The organism is Acidiferrobacter sp. SPIII_3 (genome assembly GCF_003184265.1).
Lineage (GTDB): Bacteria > Pseudomonadota > Gammaproteobacteria > Acidiferrobacterales > Acidiferrobacteraceae > Acidiferrobacter.
The window spans coordinates 2,039,174-2,053,715 of record NZ_CP027663.1 but is presented as its reverse complement, the minus strand read 5'-3'; the positions used below and the strand labels follow the sequence as shown (position 1 = coordinate 2,053,715).

The 14,542-nt window shown below is 63.7% G+C and carries 15 protein-coding genes and 1 tRNA gene; 11 read left to right on the top strand and 5 right to left on the bottom strand.

The features are described from left to right. Positions 1 to 17: 17 nt before the first annotated feature. Genes sdhC through serS form a run of 6 tightly spaced genes read left to right on the top strand, consistent with a single transcriptional unit; the run spans position 18 to position 4,730 of the window. Positions 18 to 392: a succinate dehydrogenase, cytochrome b556 subunit gene (sdhC, locus tag C4901_RS10370; RefSeq protein WP_110138615.1), complete on the top strand. Its 375-nt coding sequence runs from the start codon at positions 18 to 20 to the stop codon at positions 390 to 392. Continuing rightward, complete coding sequence (gene sdhD / locus C4901_RS10365; protein WP_110137262.1) at positions 383 to 733, top strand: succinate dehydrogenase, hydrophobic membrane anchor protein; 351 nt, start codon at positions 383 to 385, stop codon at positions 731 to 733. Before sdhC ends, sdhD begins: the two co-directional genes overlap by 10 nt. Further along, positions 730 to 2,496, top strand: coding sequence for a succinate dehydrogenase flavoprotein subunit (gene sdhA, locus C4901_RS10360; RefSeq protein ID WP_110138614.1), 1,767 nt, complete (start codon positions 730 to 732; stop codon positions 2,494 to 2,496). Before sdhD ends, sdhA begins: the two co-directional genes overlap by 4 nt. Before the next feature lie 10 nt (positions 2,497 to 2,506). Beyond that, positions 2,507 to 3,208, top strand: coding sequence for a succinate dehydrogenase iron-sulfur subunit (locus C4901_RS10355; protein ID WP_110137261.1), 702 nt, complete (start codon positions 2,507 to 2,509; stop codon positions 3,206 to 3,208). Continuing rightward, positions 3,205 to 3,456 carry a succinate dehydrogenase assembly factor 2 gene (locus tag C4901_RS10350; RefSeq protein WP_110137260.1) on the top strand — a complete coding sequence of 84 codons (252 nt, stop codon included), beginning with the start codon at positions 3,205 to 3,207 and terminating at the stop codon, positions 3,454 to 3,456. Before C4901_RS10355 ends, C4901_RS10350 begins: the two co-directional genes overlap by 4 nt. Next, the gene (serS, locus tag C4901_RS10345; protein ID WP_110137259.1) at positions 3,453 to 4,730 is read left to right on the top strand and encodes a serine--tRNA ligase; all 1,278 of its coding nucleotides are present in this window, start codon (positions 3,453 to 3,455) and stop codon (positions 4,728 to 4,730) included. The genes C4901_RS10350 and serS overlap by 4 nt, the downstream gene beginning before the upstream one ends. 74 nt (positions 4,731 to 4,804) lie before the next feature. On the opposite strand, the gene C4901_RS10340 is transcribed toward serS, so the two are convergent. Further along, entirely contained in the window at positions 4,805 to 5,209 is a 405-nt protein-coding gene (locus C4901_RS10340) for a DoxX family protein (protein ID WP_110137258.1), read from the bottom strand. A gap of 116 nt (positions 5,210 to 5,325) precedes the next feature. Here C4901_RS10340 and C4901_RS10335 point away from each other — a divergent pair. Beyond that, positions 5,326 to 5,413, top strand: a tRNA-Ser gene (locus C4901_RS10335). Between the two features lie 92 nt (positions 5,414 to 5,505). Here C4901_RS10335 and C4901_RS10330 read toward each other — a convergent pair. The 3 genes from C4901_RS10330 to C4901_RS10320 all read right to left on the bottom strand — a co-directional run bounded on the left by C4901_RS10330 (position 5,506) and on the right by C4901_RS10320 (position 8,048). Further along, the gene (locus C4901_RS10330; protein ID WP_110137257.1) at positions 5,506 to 5,937 is read right to left on the bottom strand and encodes a HEPN domain-containing protein; all 432 of its coding nucleotides are present in this window, start codon (positions 5,935 to 5,937) and stop codon (positions 5,506 to 5,508) included. A 3-nt stretch (positions 5,938 to 5,940) separates the two neighbouring features. After that, positions 5,941 to 6,363 (bottom strand): nucleotidyltransferase family protein, encoded by a 423-nt coding sequence (locus tag C4901_RS10325; RefSeq protein ID WP_110137256.1) that lies wholly within the window; start codon positions 6,361 to 6,363, stop codon positions 5,941 to 5,943. Between the two features lie 452 nt (positions 6,364 to 6,815). Continuing rightward, complete coding sequence (locus C4901_RS10320; RefSeq protein ID WP_110137255.1) at positions 6,816 to 8,048, bottom strand: MFS transporter; 1,233 nt, start codon at positions 8,046 to 8,048, stop codon at positions 6,816 to 6,818. A 314-nt stretch (positions 8,049 to 8,362) separates the two neighbouring features. Here C4901_RS10320 and C4901_RS10315 point away from each other — a divergent pair, with 314 nt between their 5' ends. Then, positions 8,363 to 8,827 carry an SRPBCC domain-containing protein gene (locus C4901_RS10315; RefSeq protein ID WP_205735940.1) on the top strand — a complete coding sequence of 155 codons (465 nt, stop codon included), beginning with the start codon at positions 8,363 to 8,365 and terminating at the stop codon, positions 8,825 to 8,827. Positions 8,828 to 9,752: 925 nt separating this feature from the next. Here C4901_RS10315 and C4901_RS10310 read toward each other — a convergent pair. Then, positions 9,753 to 10,619 carry a PA4780 family RIO1-like protein kinase gene (locus C4901_RS10310; protein WP_110137254.1) on the bottom strand — a complete coding sequence of 289 codons (867 nt, stop codon included), beginning with the start codon at positions 10,617 to 10,619 and terminating at the stop codon, positions 9,753 to 9,755. Positions 10,620 to 11,068: 449 nt separating this feature from the next. Between C4901_RS10310 and C4901_RS10300 the strand changes: the two genes are divergently transcribed. The 3 genes from C4901_RS10300 to C4901_RS10290 all read left to right on the top strand — a co-directional run bounded on the left by C4901_RS10300 (position 11,069) and on the right by C4901_RS10290 (position 14,486). Next, complete coding sequence (locus C4901_RS10300; protein WP_110137252.1) at positions 11,069 to 12,232, top strand: hypothetical protein; 1,164 nt, start codon at positions 11,069 to 11,071, stop codon at positions 12,230 to 12,232. 602 nt (positions 12,233 to 12,834) lie between these two features. Further along, on the top strand, positions 12,835 to 14,292 hold the full coding sequence (locus tag C4901_RS10295; protein WP_110137251.1) for an NRAMP family divalent metal transporter: 1,458 nt from the start codon (positions 12,835 to 12,837) through the stop codon (positions 14,290 to 14,292). Further along, complete coding sequence (locus tag C4901_RS10290; protein ID WP_110137250.1) at positions 14,289 to 14,486, top strand: hypothetical protein; 198 nt, start codon at positions 14,289 to 14,291, stop codon at positions 14,484 to 14,486. The genes C4901_RS10295 and C4901_RS10290 overlap by 4 nt, the downstream gene beginning before the upstream one ends. Positions 14,487 to 14,542: the final 56 nt, after the last annotated feature.

Here is a 14,542-nt window from a genome sequence, read left to right as displayed (position 1 = left end):
CGGCTAGGGGAGGCCGGATGTCGCGTGCACGCCCGCAAGACCTGGGTCTTAGGACCCTGCGCCTGCCGGTGGGGGCCTGGGCCTCCATTTGGCACCGCATCACAGGCGTCCTTTTGGTCGGCGTGGTGGGTTGGGCCCTCGGGCTTTTGCGGGCCTCTCTGCAAGGCCCGGGGGATTTTCGGCGGGTGGCAGACGCGATACGCGGACCGTGGGGGCATATGATAGGACCGCTTGCGACCCTTGTTGCGGCCCAGCACCTCTACGGCGGGATGCGCCATCTGGCGCATGACGCCGGCTGGGGATTCGGGCGCGACCGGGCGCGCGCAAGTGCCGGCGCGGTCATGATCCTTGCGGTACTGACCGCGCTCGCGGCGTTCTGGGCATGGCCCTGAGCGATCGCAATCTCGGCAGTCGCCGCGCCGGCAGCGGTGCCTATCTGCTCGTGCGCGCAAGCGCGGTGGCGATCGCCGGCGGGGCGCTCGCGCTCATGGCCCTGATCGCCGAACTCCCTCGCTTCGGCTACGGTCCCTGGCAGGCGCTCTTTCGCGAGACGGCCGTGCGTATCCTGCTGGCCGGCTGGCTTTCGGCGGTGGCGCTGCATGCCTATCTCGGCTGTGATTCGATCCTGAAGGACTATGTCCACAACACCTTCGCGCGCCTTGTCGGTCTGATGGTGATTGCCCTAAGCCTGCTCGCGCTGGTCGTCTACGGCATGGTGGCGGTGTGGGCATGAGCACGCGCCTTCCGCGCCGCCAGTTCGACTGCCTAGTGCTGGGCGCCGGAGGCGCCGGTCTGCGCGCGGCCTTGCAGCTCGCCGATGGCGACGCGCATGTGGCGGTGGTGTCCAAGGTCTTTCCGACGCGCTCGCACACCGTGGCCGCGCAAGGCGGGGTGAATGCGGCCCTTGGAAACGTCCTGCCGGATTCCTGGCACTGGCATATGTACGATACGGTCAAGGGTGGCGATTATCTCGGTGATCAGGACGCGATCGAGTATCTCTGCCGGGCGGCGAGCCGGCTTGTCATCGAGCTCGAACACTACGGGGTGCCGTTTTCGCGCATCGACGACGGGCGCATCTATCAGCGCAAATTCGGCGGGCAGAGCCAGAATTTCGGAGGGGAGCAGGCGGCGCGCACCTGCGCTGCGGCCGATCGCACGGGGCACGCCATCCTCCATGCCCTCTATCAGCAGAACATCCGCGCCAAGACCCATTTCTTCGATGAGTTCTTCGCCATCGACCTGTTGCGTGATGCCGACGGCAATACCCTGGGCGCGCTGGTCCTGGAGATCGAGACTGGTGAGCTGCTCGTGATCGAGAGCAAGACCACCCTGATCGCGACGGGTGGTGCCGGACGCATGTACCGCACCAGCACCAATGCCCTGATCAATACCGGTGACGGGCTTGCCATCGCCTTGCGCGCGGGCCTCCCTTTGCAGGACATGGAATTTATCCAGTTCCATCCCACCGGACTCGCCGGTCTCGGGGTGTTGATCACCGAGGGTGCGCGTGGCGAGGGCGGATATCTCGTAAATGGCCGCGGCGAGCGTTTCATGGAACACTATGCCCCACATGCCCGGGACCTCGCCAGCCGCGATGTGGTGAGCCGGGCGATTCACATGGAGGTGTCGGAGGGGCGTGGCTGCGGGCCGCGCGGCGATTACGTGGAGCTGAAGCTCGATCACTTGGGCGATGACACGATCCGCAAGCGCCTGCCGGGCATACGTGACACCGTGCTGCGTTTCGCCCATATCGATCCGGCGCGCGCACCGATCCCGGTCTATCCGACCGCCCATTACATCATGGGCGGCATCCCCACGAACCGCTTTGGGCAGGTAGTGGCCCCTGAACGTCATGGCCCGGAGGAGCCGCAGCCCGGGCTCTACGCGGTCGGCGAGTGCGCCTGCGTGTCGGTGCATGGCGCCAACCGCCTGGGCGGCAACTCGCTGCTTGATATCATCGTATTTGGACGCGCCGCCGGCAATCATATCCTTGCGGCGCTCAAGGAACAGCGCTACCACAGGCCCCTGCCCGGGGAGACGGTGGAACGTGCGCAAGAGCGGGTGCGGCGCTGGGAACGTCCGGGGGAGGAATCGGTGGAGGCCCTTGGCGCCGAGCTTCGGCAGGTCATGGAACGTTACTGCGGGGTGTTCCGCACTCAGGACGTCCTGGATGAGGGGGCGCGACGGGTGCGCGAGATCCGCGAGCGGCTCGCCCACGCCGGGCTGCGCGATCAGAGCCGGGTCTTCAACACCGCCCGAATCGAGGCCTTGGAGCTCGAGAATCTGGTCGAGGTGGCGCTCGCCACCGTGGTTTCGGCGGCGGCACGTCACGAGAGCCGCGGGGCGCATTCGCGGGTCGATCATCCCGAACGTGACGATCGCCACTGGTTGAAGCACACCCTCTATCTGCGCGCAGGGGAGACCATCGACTACAAGCCGGTGCGCGTAAAGCCCCTGACCGTCGATTCGTTTCCGCCGATCGCGCGAACTTATTAGGAGCCGGCTCATGCGCTTTCGCATCTATCGCTATAGGCCCGAGGAGGGCGGGGGGCCGGTCCTCCAGGACTATGTCCTCACCCCCGAGACCCTGGATGGTGCGGTGATGCTGCTCGATGCCCTGATGCTCTTGAAGGCCCAGGATGAGACGCTGAGCTTCCGGCGTTCGTGCCGCGAGGGCGTGTGTGGGTCGGATGCCATGAACATCAATGGCCGCAACGGACTGGCGTGCATCACCCCCCTCAAGGATCTGCGCGAGCCGATCACATTGCGTCCGCTGCCGGGGATGCCGGTGATCCGCGACCTGGTGGTCGATCTCTCGGGGTTTTATCGCCAGTATCGCTCTGTGCGGCCATGGCTCATAGATGAGGGGCCACAGCCCGAGATCGAGCGCCCCCAAAGCCCCATTGAGCGTGACCGGCTCGACGGCCTCTATGAATGCATCCTATGCGCCTGTTGCACGACGAGCTGTCCGTCGTTCTGGTGGAACCCCGAGCGCTTTCTGGGTCCGGCGGCCTTGCTCCAGGCCTACCGCTTCGTCACCGATAGCCGCGACAAGGCGCTCGGCTCGCGTCTGGATGATCTCGAGGACCCCTACCGCCTGTATCGCTGCCATACCATCATGAACTGCACCGACGTCTGCCCCAAGGGGCTCGATCCGGCGCGCGCCATAAGCGGAATCCGGGCGTTGCTCGCCAAGCGTAGACTATGACGCAGGCTGCGGTGCGTTGGCGTTGCCGGCGCGGGCTCCTGGAGCTCGATCTGGCGCTCGGACGCTTCCTGGAAGACGGCTATGAGCGCCTGTCGCCGCCTGAGCGCGCGGTGTTCGAGGAGTTCCTCACCGAGCACGACGCCGACCTCTGGGCATGGATGCAGGGGGTGCCGGCGCCGGCGCGATATGCCCCGATCCTCAAATCCTTTACACTCCCACGCTGCGACCCGAACGACGACCGCTTATGATCGACCCCAAGTTTTTAAGAAACGAGCCGCACGAGGCCGCGCGACTCCTGGCGCGACGTGGCTTTGTGCTCGATGTCGAGACGCTCACGGCGCTTGAGGCGCGACGCAAGATCGCGCAGAAGGAGACCGAGGACCGTCAGGCGAGCCGCAACGCGCGCGCCAAGGCCATAGGGAGCGCCAAGGCCCGGGGCGAGGATATCGCGGGACTCATGGCCGGTCAGGACGAGGATGCGCGGCGGCTCGCCGAGGCCCAGGCGGAGTTGGCCCGCGTGCAGGCGGCGTGGGATGAGTTGGCGTCGGCCCTGCCCAATATCCCCGCCGAGGATGTCCCGGACGGCCGGAGCGAGGAGGATAACGTCGAGCGCAGGCGCTGGGGCGACGTGCCCGTGTTTGCGTTTCCGGCGCGTGACCACGTCGATCTCGGCGAGGGCCTGAAGGGTCTCGATCTGGCGGCCGCCGCCAAGCTCGCCGGCAGCCGGTTTGCGGTGCTGCGCGGACCGCTCGCCCGCCTGCAGCGCGCGCTCACGCAGTTCATGCTCGACCTGCACACCCGCGAGCACGGCTACACCGAGGTGTATGTGCCCTATATGGCCAACCGTGAGAGCCTGTTTGGGACCGGCCAACTCCCGAAGTTTGCCGAAGACCTTTTTGCGATCGCGGATCTCCCCTATTTCCTGATACCGACGGCCGAGGTGCCGGTCACGAACCTTGCCCGCGATATGGTCTATGCAAGAGACGAGCTGCCCAAGCGCTATGTCTGTCATACCCCGTGCTTTCGCAGCGAAGCGGGCGCCGCCGGACGCGATACCCGTGGCCTTATCCGCCAGCATCAATTCGAGAAGGTCGAGCTCGTGCAGATCGTGGCCGCCGAGGATTCGGCGCGTGCCCATGAGCAGCTGACCGGGCACGCCGAGGCGGTGCTGCAGCGCCTCAAGCTACCCTATCGCGTCATGGCGCTGTGCGCGGGCGACATGGGCTTTGCCTCCGCCAAGACCTATGATCTCGAGGTCTATCTGCCCGGCAGCGGCCGCTATCGGGAGATCTCATCGTGCAGTAATTTTCGGGACTTTCAGGCCCGGCGCCTGAATGCCCGTGCCCGTGCCCCGGGCCAGAAACCCGAGCCCGTGCACACCCTGAACGGTTCGGGACTCGCAGTCGGCCGCACACTGGTCGCGGTGCTCGAGAACTACCAAGAGGCCGACGGGAGCGTACGTATCCCCGATGCCTTAATCCCCTATATGGGCGGTGAGACGAAGATCGTGCCGCCCCTATAGGGGTCATTTAGTGCGTTGGATATCGCATGACCGGGGCCCGCCTGTCGAGGCCGTAAAGTGGCGTGGACGGCCGTTCAGGCCTTGTTGCGCTTCAAGAGGGCATCCAGGCTGAGACAGCCGGCCCCGTTGACTGCGAGTATGATAAGTCCCCCAGTGAAGCTCACCTCCGCGAGCGTTATGATCTGATTACTCATGGTCGCGAGGTTCTGGTGGAAGATGACGATGGCGGCGGTCGAGAACAGGGCGAGCAACAAGGCCGCCCAGCGCGTCCACAGGCCGGCCATGATCGCAAGGCTACCCAGGAGTTCGACTGCGATCACGACCGGCAGCAGCGCTCCGGGGACTCCATAGGAGATCATGTAGAGGCGTGTCCCCTCATAGTCCTCGATCTTGCCGAGGGCGGCAAAGAGAAAGATGAACGCCAGAAGCACGCGCCCGATGAGATCGAAGACCGCAAGCCCTTTATCCTTATATGACATGAGGTATTCTCCCTGGCGGGCCTATCCCGCCGATACAGCCTAGGGGCGCTTTAGGTGCTTGTCCAGAACCCGCGCAAGGTGGAGTTGCCGTCGTCGAGGCGGTATCCTAGGGGCCTGGAGAGGTGGCAGAGCGGTCGAATGCGGCGGTCTTGAAAACCGTTGAAGGGCAACCTTCCGGGGGTTCGAATCCCTCCCTCTCCGCCATCCCACGAACGATCCCGGGGCGTGGTGCGGACGGCACCCGACCCGTTGAAGCGAGTGTGCCGGGAAGGCTGACGCAAGACCGCTCGCGTGACTCAATGGGGGGGCGGCCGGACTGGCACTTCCAGGGCCCGTGCCCAGCCGCTCAAGAGGTCCACTACGCCGCTTGCCGTCGTGTGGGCATCCTCGGCATCCCGGCGGGTATAGGCGCTCCGAATATCGGAGCCTTCCGGCAAGGCGTCTGGGTAGCGCGTTCCGATGTAGAAGCGATCCAGTCGAGACGGCTCCAGGGCCAGAAGAGATTCATCCGGCGGCAGGTTTTTGAGTAAGGTGGCCAGGGAATGTCCATGCGGCGCGCTCTGTCGAATCGACAAAAAACCCTTCATAGCCTTTTCAGCCGCCTGTTGTGCGAAAAAGCATGACTGCGCGTACAAGCCCGCTTGCTGCAGGGTCTGGGCGGCCAGCAAGTCATCGTAGGCTGCTTCGATCCACTGGCGACTGCGCTCGCGACGTGCTTCATCGCTCATTTTCTAAAGGCGCTCCCCGTCCGCAAGGATAGCGGCCCATAGTCCATTTCCGCTGGCTTGGGCGTGCCGCCATTCCGACACGGTCCATACGACGGCATCACAGGCAAATGGCAAGAGGGTCTCCTGGCACACTCGGATCGCGCGGGCTTGCCGGTCCATCCAGCGCTCCCCCGTCTCTTCACAGATGAGCAGCAGGTCCAGGTCCGAATCCTCTCCAGCGGTTCGGCGCGCGGTTGACCCGAACAGCCAAAAAGTGCGTACCGGAAAGGCCGCCCTAAGGGATGGCAGGAGGTGTTGGCGGACGAGGACGATCCGGGATTCGGAGACCCGGCGGCATGCGGCCAGCCGGTCGGCCTTCTGGGCCTCAAGCCATTGCGTGTCGACTCGCATAAAGCCCCCAAGGGTGAGCGGAAGGTGATCGTCCATTCAAAACGCATAAGTTAGCGCAAATGGCTTTGTAAAGCACCCGCCAGCCCGCACCATGCGCTGATGGTGGTCGCGATTTCGATCCGCGATCCGGTTGCGCGTTGTTGCACCTACTCACTATACGCCGACACGCGGTCGTCCGCGAATCCGCATGGGAGCGACCTATGGGGTACGCTGCCGTGGCGCGCCGCCTGGGCAGGGTTCCGCCGGCGCGTGTTTTCCGGTGAGTTCCGGTACGGGGCCGGGGGTTTTGATGGGTGCCGTCGTAACAAGGCATCGTGCCGGGCACCGAGCGGATCGTCGGAACGAGGGGGTGGCGGGCGCACCCTTGCGGCACCTTCTTTGCGCGTGTTCTATGTGGGCGGTTCCCGATTGATCGACATGGCGGCACGGCGCCAGTTGCTTCGGGGCGCCGAAGGGTGGTGGATGTATGGTGCCTGGGCCGGGGTCGATCATGGCGCGGATGGCCGGGCGGACGCGACCGGCGCGAGGGTGTGAACGGGCACGAGTGTGCGCAGATGCCAAGCGATGACAAGCCCAAGGCCCGCGAGCCCGCAGATCAGTCCGCCTGCGCCGTTCCATCCCCAGCGCGCATAGAGGATTCCGCCACCGGTGCTGACGAAGGCCGATCCGAGATAGTAGAAGAAGAGATAGAGGGAGGCGGCCGGGGTCTTGGCTTGCGCGCGTCGCCCCACCCAGCTGCTGGCAATCGAGTGGCCGCCGAAGAAGGCAAAGGTGAGCATGGTCGTGCCCAGCAATATGAGCAGGATTTGCGTGCAGAAGCTCACGGCAACCCCGGCCAGCAACAAGGCCAAGGCGACCCAGAAGACCCGGCGTCGGCCGAGTCGTCCGGCCTTGTGGCCCATCCAGGATGAGCTGAAGATACCGACCAGATAAACACTGAATAGGAGCCCGACCGCGGCCTCGCTGAAGTGGTAGGGGGCGGCCATCAGACGGTAGCCCATATAATCATAGAAGGTAACGAAGATCCCCATGAGCAGGAATCCCTCGGCAAATAACCACCGCAGTCCCTTGTCCTGAAAGGGCTCGCCAAGGCTTGCCAGCGATGCGCGCCAAGCGATGTAATGGGGCACGAAGCGCCGCGAGGGTGGCAGGAGGCGCCAGAAGGCAAAGGCCGCAACCAGGGCACCGATGCCGATCGCGGCAAGCGCCATCCGCCATCCAAAGAGGCTAGCCAGGACGCCCGACAGCAGGCGCCCCGACATCCCGCCGACCGCGCTACCACCGATATAGAGTCCCATGCCAAGACCCACGGCCTCGACATGGAGTTCTTCGTTGATATAGGCCATGGCCACCGCCGGCACGCCGCTTAGCGTGATCCCAAGCAGCGCCCGCATGACGAGCAAGACCCGCCAGTCTGGGGCGAGGCCGGTTGCGAGCACGAGCAGCGCGGACAGAAACAGGGATGCCGTCATGACGGGTTTGCGACCCAGGCGATCAGCGAGCGTGCCGGCAAAGAGCATGGCCACCGCCAGGACCCCGGTCGTGAGCGATAGCGACAGGGCGCTGTCGGCGGGGCTCACTGCGTAGTGATGCGAGAAGGCGGGCATGAGGGGCTGTACGCAATAGAGCGTACTGAAGGTCGAGAGACCGGCACCAAAGAGCGCAATATTCACGCGCCGGAAGGCGGTGCTTCCGAGTGTTATCGCGTCTTCGTCAGACATCTTTCAGGGGTCTCGTTCAAGGCGGCGGATCCCGGGCTCGATCCATGGGCGGTTGGTTGTCTTATGGTTGCCGGTGACCAGCGTGGCAATGGCGGGCATTCTAATCCGGGTAGGGCTCGCGGCGATAGGGCGGCGTGGCGGATGATTTGGGTATACCAGTAGCCCCGCGGGTTTCGTGCGTCGCGTCATGCGTAGGCGAAATGGCAGGTATATGGGGACGCAAACACCGATGTGACACACTATGAGCGCCGATGCGGATGCGTCTTGAGGGCGAGGATGATGACGGGCGAGACGGGTGCAGGGGCAAGGCGGTCGTGAGGCGCGAAATAATTACGGCGATCGACATCGTCGCGCGCCCCGAATGCGTCTGGGCGGTGCTCCTGGATTTTCCGGCGTACGGTGAATGGAATCCCTTCATCCGCAGAATCGAGGGTGTGGCGAGGATGGGGGAGGTTTTGCGAGTCTCCATGCAAATTGCCAAAGGTCGGCCCATGACCTTCCGGCCGCGCGTGCAGGCCGCGGAGTCACCTCGGAAGTTGTGCTGGCTTGGGCATCTCGGCCTGCCGGGACTCTTCGACGGCGAGCATTATTTTCAACTCACAGCGTTACCCTCGGGTCTTACGCGGTTTACTCACGGCGAGCGATTCTCGGGATTGCTCGCAGGGCTGTTCGCGGCGCGGATGATGGGGCCTACCGAGGCGGCGTTCGTCGCGATGAACGAAGCCCTGCGACAGCGCGCCGAGGCACAGGACGCCGCGCGGGGCGCGCATGATCCCTAAAGCTTTCTATCAAAACGCGCCGCAGGGCTCCGCCTGTAAGCGCGTAGCGTTTCAGGGGGTGGTGAGGCCATTCGGGTGGCAATGAGCGGCGCTGTCGCCCAGGGGGCGATCATTCCGGCCTTTGTGTTTGCTGGGCGATGTAGGGCTTGATACGGACAGTAGTGTACCGCCCACGGTCCGGATGCCGTCACGGGCTCCCGAATCCGTTTCGCTTCACCTGCGGGGGAGTCCTCCGGGGTCGTCATAATCGCCCCAAACCGGGGTCGGGCTTGGCTTTGTCTCGTTCAGGGATGAAGTCGACCGCGGTTTTTGGGATTACCGATCGACCCCCCCCGCTCTTACCCCATGGGGTGGCCGCGAAAACCCCACGCGGCGGCCAGACCACGCTTACCATCACCTGTCAACACGCGAAGCAGGCCACGATTCAAGCCGTGCGGACCCGTTTCGCGGTCTTCCTAAGCCCCTCAAGTCCGCCGCAGTTGACAGACCTCGAGCGCCTCACGCGCATCTTTCGACGCGCCTTTGCGAAATTCCTTCGAGGACGGACCTATCCGACCGCCTTACGGGCACCCGGATAGAGAGGGGCGTGAGCGGTCAACTGCCGTTTTTGGGGTAATAGGCGGCTGTGGTCAGATTCTCCGCTCGCCTGAGGCCCGCTCGCGTTCGCTCGATGAAGGGGGGTGTGACGGCGGTTCTTGGGGCGGTGCCAGGGGTCCGTTGCCGGTCCTACATCCCAGGTCGCGCTACGCCTGCGGGCGGCAGCGTGAACCAGGGCCGGGGATGGTGGCTGGGGCCGGTTGTCGCCCGCATCGCCAGGAGGGTGATGACCGGGTCTTGGCATATCCGGGTGCAAGTTCTTTCGATGCCATCGACCCTATCACCCGGCGTGTGTTTCGAGGCCAGTCGCCCCTCGGCCTCCCGGTACTCAATCGGCGTGGCCTGCGCCGGCGTGCGCGGCCAGGCGTGCTTGGCGATGCTCTTCCTCGCGGCGTGCGGCGTCGATTTCGCGCAGGACTTGGGCGATATCGGGAGGGGTCGATTCCGGATGGTAGATCCCGGTCAAGGGTGTGTCCGGTTGCAGGGCGCGGGTTTGATAGAGCGCCCACATCTCGCGTCCATAGTCGGTCGTGGCAAGCGGTGGGGCAAAGCGTCCGAAGAACGCCGTGAGATGATCGATGTCGCGCACGAAGAAGGCCGCGGCATTGTTGTTGGCGACCGCATTCAGATGCTGAGGCAGGTCGATGATGACCGGGCCTGTGTCATCCAAAAGGACATTGTATTCACTGAGGTCGCCATGAACGATGCCCGCGCACAGCATGCGTGCCACGTCGCGCATGAGGGTTGCATGGATGGCGGTCGCCTGGGCGGCCGTCAGGATCAGGTCGGAAAGGCGTGGCGCGGGCTCTCCGGCCGCGTCCACGATAAGTTCCATGAGCAGCACGCCGTCGATGCAGAGATAGGGCGTGGGTACGCGCACCCCGGCATCGGCGAGCCGAAAAAGCGCATCCACCTCGGCGTTCTGCCAGACCTCCTCCCGTTCGTGGCGCCCGAAGCGCGATTTTTTGGCCATCGCCCGTCCGCGCCGACTGTCGCGGACGGTTCGCCCCTCCTGGTAGAGCCCGGCCTGGCGAAAGCCGCGTTGGCGGGCTTCCTTGTAAACCTTGGCGCAGCGCACGCCGTGGGTGGTGGCGACGACGAACAGGTCCGCCTCCTTGCCGCTGCGCAAGGGCTGGATCACATGGTCGATGAGCCCGTCTTCCAGCAAGGGCGCCAAGGTCTTGGGGGTGCGCAAAGACGTATTACCGCATCATGGGCAGCGAGGGTGGAAAAGGTCGGTGATGGGCGATAACGATCATGTGTCTATGCTACACGAGGGGGTCGAGGGGCGATAGGGTGTCTGTCGGTAATGCCCCGGTGCCCGCGTGTCGCCGCAAAACGATGGTCGCATGCCGCGTGCAGGATGCGTGCTTCCTCAGGACCACCGGCCGCCGCTGGATACCGCATCGCGGCGCGCTACCCGCGATGCCGTGCATGGGGGGATAAATGGCGCGAATGACACCCTGGCATCGCGCGCCATCACCGCCTGCAAAAGCCCATTCGGGCGCGATAAGAGTGTCATTGAGGCCCGGCCGGGTCTTATACTTACAACCGGTCCCGTGCAGGAGGTGCGCCATTCGTGGTGGGACCGCGCGGGCGCCGGTTGCCCGCATGAAATCCTTCCATAGATAAAGGTGGTGAACGATGCAGGTTGGTCCTCGAGAAATCACAAATCCTTTCCGCCCCATTCCCCTCGAAGTACCGGAGGGTATGAAGCCCAACGAATTTTTCAACAGCACGGAAAATCTCAACGATCTTACCGATAACAATGGTCTCCTCAAAAACCCCGAAGGATTGCTGCTGTATAGAAAGGCCATTGCGCACAGCAACGAGTTCGACACTTCCATCATCTACAATACCGCACGCAGCATCCTAGACCCGCTTGGGCGGCCGGCGCGACGCACTCAGGTTCCGGACAACGTCAAGAATGTCTGGAATCGCATGAACGAAGTCATAATCGCCTACATGCTCGAGTGCTACCCGGACCCCGAACAGGCGCTCGTGTTGTCGGGCGAGGCGAGCCTGGATGCCACCTGGCCGCTTACATCTCCGGGCGTGCCGAGTATTCGCATGTTGCACAATCACTTCATCGTGTTCGACAAGATGCAACTGCGGGAGGCCAAGATGGCCGACCCGGAGAATCCGAATCTCACGGATGGCGGTCAGAACTCGCTTTTTCAGGCCTACATGCGCGATGTTTATCTCGATTTCTTCGCGGGCCTCGATCTCGAAATACTGAAGACCTGCGAGCACGGTTCCTGCAAGATTGCGTTGACGGGCTATCCGCAGGGTCTGCCCAGCTGGGAGGTTCAGGGGGGCGCCGAATCCCTGAAGAAGGTACGGTTCTGGAAGGAGTACGACACGATCCTGAAGGGGTTCATAGACTTCTATAGGACCTTCTTCGGGCAGGTATCGACACGCAACGCCCCCATGCCGCGTGACATATATTTCCCGGATCTGGTCGAGGAGAAGCTGCTTTTTAACAGCAACTTCCTGAAGACCGCGAAGATGGTGCGTGACCACTGCATACGGGACGCCCGCTACGCCAACGCGATCCGCTGGCAGCCGGCATTCAAGCAGCTCATTTACCGCAATGACACGGGTAAGCTCATCGTCACCATCAGCCAGAACTCGATCGGTAATGCCATCACCGAGCTCCTGGGTGTCGTGGTCAAGCGCGTGCCGGATGCCGAGGGTTATGCGCGTACCGAACCCGCATTGCTTGAAAAGTTGTTCGAGGTACGCCGGCGCCTGGTGGATCTGGACCTCGGTGAGGCTATTGCCACAAAGCACTGGGGCGCGCAATAGACGCCGTGGGCACGCAGCGGGGTCGAGGGTGGCGTCGTCGTCCTCTGGGCCTGCGGGGGCGGGCTCCCGGTGGGCGGCAGGGGTGATGGGGCACCGGGCGAGGAGTGGATCACGAAAGCGGGGGTCGGGCGATATGGGTCGGGGACGCAGACGGACGCACCAGGGGGTGGGGCGGCGGGAATGGAACCGGGTGTTATGGGGTGATGCCGATGCCCGGACCACGATGGCGAGCGGCCGGGGCGGATGGAACCGCGCTTGGCCCGGGAAGGTATGGCGCAGGGATGAGCCCGATTATGGGGGGTTTTGTAAAGAGTACAACATAGGCGTTGACAGCCCTGGAATGGGCTGCTACAAAGCCGCCATCGCGGCACGACCGCTTATTTGGAGGGCCCGCTACCCAATGGGTAGTAGTAGCCATACAGCCAAGGCCTGAAGGTAGACCCCGCTTCGCATGACGCCGGATCGCGGTCGCCTTTGGGCAGACCGTGGGTCCGGGCCCCATCACAGTCCCGTCCCACCCAAAATCGCATCATAGAGAGACGAGGGTCCGCTCGCCGTGGCGCGCGCGTGGCCCGGTTTCACGGACATACCAGGGATCGCTCATGCAAGTGCATGTTCTTCAGGCGTTACGGGCGGCGCTTTTGCGGGCCAAGGCGGCGCAGGCGCGGCAAATCGAGCGGCGTGCCAGGGTCAGGCCGCCGGGTGGGGAGACCGATGAGGTGGTGGTGCCGGAGGCGCTGCTGATACGCGTGCAGGATCGCCTGCGGATCGCGCGATTGCGTAACGGCCCCAAGACCCTCGGCAACCGGATCGCATTGTGGCTTGCGCTCATCGGCCCCGGTCTTCTTGTCATGCTTGGGGACAATGACGCGGGCGGTGTTATCACCTACTCGCAGACCGGTGCGGTCTACGGTCTCGGGGTGTTTTTGCCGATCATGATCCCGCTGGGCATCATGGCCTATTTCGTTCAGGAGATGACCATACGCCTAGGGGCGGTCACGCGCCGCGGCCATGCGGAGCTGATCTGGAAGCGCTACGGTGCCTTCTGGGGGATATTCTCGATCGCCGACCTTGTGATTGCCAACATCCTGACGCTCATGACCGAGTTCATCGGGGTGCGCGTGGGGGGCGATGTTTTCGGTCTGTCACATTGGCTCACGGTGCCCGCCACACTCATTTTCGTGGCCTTCGTGCTCGTGTTTCTGCGCTACTGGACCTGGGAGCGGATTGCGCTTTTCATCGCGGTCTTGAATCTCATCTTCGTCCCTTTGGCATTGTTGTCGCATCCCGATTGGTCGGCGGTGGGGCGGGCTTTCGTGGGCGGCAACTGGCTGGTGCCCGGGGGATTGCTGTCGTCCGGGTTCCTCGTGCTGCTGTCGGCCAATATCGGGACGACGATCGCCCCGTGGCAGCTCTTCTTCCAGCAGTCGTGCATCGTCGACAAGGGCCTGCTGCCTCACGACATCGACGCCAGTCGGCGCGATCTGATGCTGGGGGTCACTGGGATGGTGATCGTGGCCATGGCTATCATCATACTGACCGGGCAGCATCTCCATGTGCTTCCCAACGCCAAGGATCTGAACGTGGAGGGCGTTCTCGCGGCCCTCAAGGATCATGTCGGCGGTTGGGCGACGGATCTTTTCGCGCTTGGCCTGATAGAGGCCGGCCTCATCTCATCGATCGTGATCACCGCCAGCACTGCGTGGGCGATGGGGGAGGCGCTGAATCTCCCGCGATCCTTGAACGATGCCCCGCGCAAGGCCTGGGCCTTCTATGCGCCTGCGGTCGTGGGCTCCGCAGTCTCCGCGGGGGTTGTCATGTTGCCTCATGTGCCGCTCGGCTTTTTGAACATCACAGTCCAGGTGATCGCCACGATCTTTATGCCGGCGGCGATGTTGTTTCTTCTCATGCTTGTAAACGACGCGGAGCTCATGGGGCCGTTCATCAATAGCCGCAATCGCAATATCGGTGCGGTCGTGATCATGGTGTTACTGATCGTCTGTAACGCCCTTTATGGGATCACCACGGTGTTCCCGCATGTGTTCGGGGGTGCGACGTGAAACGTGTCGAACAAGTTGATCATGCCGAACTCGCGCGCCTATTGCGCGAGGAGGGCTGGGATAGGCCGCTACCCGAGGTCGGTCCGCGCCCCCTGAAGGCCTGGCAGCAGTGGGTGTTCTGGGGCCTGCGGTTTTATATCGTGGTCATGCTGATGGTCGTGATCTGGGCCTTTTCTCACGGCGCCCACTCCTAGTTTCGCGCCAAGACCGCGCGGCGGGGCTCGTTACGGCTGGCTTGCCCGGCGTCCAT